This is a genomic window from Goodfellowiella coeruleoviolacea (genome assembly GCF_024171785.1).
Classification (GTDB): domain Bacteria; phylum Actinomycetota; class Actinomycetes; order Mycobacteriales; family Pseudonocardiaceae; genus Goodfellowiella; species Goodfellowiella coeruleoviolacea.
Genome location: NZ_JAMTCK010000045.1, coordinates 1 through 4,437 on the forward strand (window position 1 = coordinate 1; position 4,437 = coordinate 4,437).

Below are 4,437 nucleotides of genomic sequence, written 5' to 3' on the forward strand. Positions count from 1 at the left end.
GGAAACACGAACACCACCTTGGGTGAGCGGACAGCCTCCACCACCGGCACCCGGCCGTCAGCCACCTCACCCAACCCCGCGAGCAACTCCTCCCGGCTCTCCCCCACCACAGCCGCCCGGCACTCCAACGCGGCACGGCCGATCGCGAGCGAGTACGCGATACCGCTGATCGACGCGCCGGGTCGCTCCGCGATCCATTGGTGCAGTCGGGACGCCTGCTCCCGCAATGCCGCATCCGACCGTGCCGACAGCGCCCACAACACCGGACCGGGTTCCTCCAGCGGCTCCGAAACCAGCGTGGGCACCTCAGGTTCCACAGCCTGCTCCAGGATCACGTGGGCGTTGGTGCCACTGATCCCGAACGAGGACACCCCCGCCCGACGCGGCCGACCCACCTCCGGCCACGACCGCGCCTCCGTCACCAACTCCACCGCACCAGCAGCCCAGTCCACATGCGACGACGGCCGACCAACATGCAACGTCTTCGGCACAACACCGTGCCGCATCGCCATCACCATCTTGATCACACCCGCCACGCCCGCCGCCGCCTGGGTGTGGCTCAGGTTGGACTTCACCGATCCAAGCCACAGCGGCTGATCCCGGTCCTGGCCGTAGGTCGCCAGCAACGCCTGCGCCTCGATCGGGTCACCAAGCACGGTCCCGGTCCCGTGCGCCTCAACAACGTCCACCTCGGACGGGGAAAGACCGCCACTTGCCAGAGCCGAACGGATTACCCGCTGCTGGGACGGACCATTCGGCGCCGTCAGTCCATTCGACGCGCCGTCCTGATTCACCGCACTGCCCCGCACCACCGCCAAGACCCGATGACCATGACGCCGCGCGTCCGACAACCGCTCCACCAACACCACACCCACACCCTCGGAGAACCCCGTACCATCCGCCGCATCCGAAAACGCCTTGCACCGGCCGTCGGGAGCCATCCCCTGTTGTCTGGAGAACTCCACGAACAAGTGCGGTGTGGACATCACGCTCACACCACCGGCCAGAGCCAGGTCGCACTCACCGGACCGCAACGACTGCACCGCCAGGTGCAGCGCCACCAACGACGACGAACACGCCGTGTCCACCGTCACCGCCGGCCCCTCGAACCCGAAGCTGTACGCCACTCGGCCCGACACCACACTCCCGGACACCCCGGTGCTCACATATCCCTCGACATCACTGTCGACTTCACCCAGCAGCAGTGCGTAGTCGCCGGACATCGCCCCGGCGAACACGCCAGTTCGGCTGCCCCGCAACGACCCCGGATCGATGCCCGCCCGCTCGAACGCCTCCCAGGACACCTCCAGCAGCTGCCGCTGCTGCGGGTCCATCGCCAACGCCTCACGCGGCGAAATGCCGAAGAACGCCGCGTCAAAACCGGCCACGCCGGACAGGAAGCCGCCTTCGCGGCCGTACGACGTCTTCGGCCGAAGCCGTGCCGGGTCATACAGAGCCTCAAGATCCCAACCGCGGTCCGTCGGGAATCCGCTGATCGCGTCTCGGCCGTCCGCGACCAGGCGCCACAGGTCCTCCGGCCCCGCCACGCCACCCGGGAACCGGCACGCCATTCCCACGATCGCAATCGTGCTGTCCTCGCTGCCAGGCGTGAGCTGGTTCGGCGTGACCTCGTCGATGTCCAACTGCCGGTTGGTCACCATGGCGTCGAGGTGATGGACGAGCACCACCGGAGTCGGGTAGTCGAAAACGAGCGTGGCAGGCAGCCGGAGGCTGGTTACCGCGGCGAGCCGGTTGCGCAGTTGCACTGCGGTGAGCGAGTCGAAGCCCATGCTCCTGAACGAGTGAGCCGAGTCGATGTCGTCGGGGGAGCCGTAGCCGAGCACGGCGGCGACGTGCTCGCGCACGAGCTTGAACAGCACCGCGAGCCGTTCTGCCTCGGTCAGGCCGGCGACGCGTTGCCGCCAGGAGGTATCGACTTCCCGCGCGCGCCGCCGGGCGGGTTTTCCCACCAGTTCACGCAGTAGCGGCGGTACGTGGCTGCCGTAGAACTCTCGTGCCGCCGCACGGTCCAACCGCATCGGCGCGAGCAGCGCGTCGCGGCAAGCGATCGCCTGGTCGAACAGGCGCATGCCCGCCTTCGCCGTGAGCCCTGCTCCACCCGCCCGGCTCATCCGCGACACATCCGACTCGCTCATGCTGGATGCCATCTCGCTGATCTGCTCCCACCTGCCCCACGCCAGCGAGAGCCCGGAGAGGCCAAGCGCACGGCGGTGCTCGACCAGTGCGTCCATGAACGCGTTGCCCGCTGCGTAGTTGGCCTGTCCTCCTGAACCCAGCACTCCAGCCGCGGAGGAGAACAGCACGAACGCACGAAGGTTGGTGTCGCGTGTGAGGTCGTGCAGATGCCACGCGCCATCGACCTTCGTGCGCAGGGCGGCTTTCACTTGGTCCGGGGTCAGTTCGGACACCACCGTGTCGGCCAGGGCACCGGCAGCATGCACGACGCCGACCAGCGGCCGCACAGCGGGAATGCGCGCCAGCACACTGGCGAGTTCTTCTCGGTCGGCGACATCGCACGCCTCGACCACGACGTCCGCGCCGAGGTCGACCAACTCGTCGCGCAGTTCACGGGCGCCGGGCGCTTGGATCCCGCTCCTGCTGGCCAGCACCAGGCTTCGCACGCCGTGCTCGGCGACGAGATGTCGCGCGGCCAGCCCGCCGATCATGCCTGTTCCGCCGACCACCAGGACGGTCCCGTCCAGGTTCCACTCCTGCTCAACCGGTGCGACGACCTGGACCAGGCGGGGGACAACGATTTCGCCGGACCGCACCGCGACCTCGGGCTCCCCTGTTCGCAGAACCCGGTCAAGGAGATCACCCGCGAGTTCGTCCTCGGTTTCGACGTCAACCAGTACGAACCTGCCCGGGTGTTCCGTCTGGGCGGACCGGACAAACCCTCGGACGGCCGCGCCTGCCAGGTCCCCGCTCCTCGTGACCAGGACCAGCCGTGCGGACCGGTCGTCGGCCAGCCACTCCTGGACGAGGCCCAACACCTCGATGACGGATTTCCGGACCCCGTCCGCCACATCACCGTCGATGCTGCCGACGTGGTGCAGAACGGACTCGGGCACGTCGTGCTCGGCTCCTGCCTCGACGCGACGCCAATCCACCCGGAACAGCCCATCCCGGTGATCGTGTTCCTGATCGTGGCCGGCCGGGCGGAACGTGAGTGACTGGACGGAGGCAACCAGAGCGCCAGTGCCGTCAGCCAGGACGACGGCGATCTCCCCGTTCTCCGCCGGAGTCAGCCGGACCCGCAGTGCTGTGGCGCCGGCGGCGTGCAGGGAGACCCCGCGCCAAGCGAAGGGCATCATCAGCCCCTCTCCCAGCAAACCACCGATGCCGGCCGCCTGCAGAGCCGCGTCGAACAGTGCCGGATGCAGGCCGAACTGATCGGCCTGGTCCACAGCGCTCCCGGTCAGGGAAACCTCGGCGAAGACCTCGTCGTTGCGCCGCCACGCCGCTCGCAGTCCCTGGAATGCCGGCCCGTAGTCGAATCCTGCTGCCGCGGCATCGGCGTAGAACCCGGTCACCTCCAGCGATTGCGCCCCCGCTGGGGGCCACTGCGCCAACTCCTGTTGCCCGACCTGTCCAGTCCGTCCGGCTTGATCGGTGCTGGCCAGCACGCCGCTCGCGAGGCGGGTCCACTGCTGCTCGCCCTGCAGCACGTACACGCCGAGAACGCGGCGTCCTGTCTCATCCGGGCCGCTGACCGTCACCTGAACCACAACGCCACCGCTGTCCGGGATGCGGAGGGAGCTTTCCAGCACCAGCTCCTCGATCAGGTCACATCCGACCTGATCCCCGGCGTAGACAGCCAACTCCACGAACCCGGTACCGGGAAACAGGGGTGTGTCCATGGCTGTGTGATCGGCGAGCCAGGAAGTCCGCTGCGTGGACAGCTGGCCGGTGAACACGAGCCCCTCGTCATTGGCGAGGGTGAGCACAGCGCCCACGAACGGATGGGTACCGCGATTGAGGCCCAACGTGGACACGTCGCCGGGCACGGCTTCGGATAGCGGAATCCAGTAGTTGTGGTGTTGGAATGGGTAGGTGGGCAGGTCGAGGTGGGGTATGCGGGGCGCGGGCAGGACGCTGGCCCAGTCGGGGACAGCACCGTGCGCGAACGCCTCGGCCACAGCGGCCAACACCTGCCGGTGATCCCCCCGTTCACGCCGCAACGTCCCCACCACACACGCCGACCGCTGATGCTGATCGAAACTCTCCTGCAACGAGCCCACCAACATCGGATGCGCACTGACCTCAACGAACAGGTCATGCCCATCGGCCAGCAACGCCTCGGTCGCCTGACGGAACAACACCGGCTCCCGCATGTTCCGGTACCAGTAGTGCGTGTCCAGACCAGCGGTGTCGAACAAACCACCCGTGACCGTGGAGTAGAACGGAACCGAGGAC

General features: G+C 68.0%; 1 protein-coding gene. It reads right to left on the reverse strand.

The window, feature by feature from the left end; genetic code table 11:
- Positions 1-4,437: type I polyketide synthase (locus tag LX83_RS37480; RefSeq protein ID WP_301329595.1), on the reverse strand; the 4,437-nt coding region annotated here is incomplete at both ends.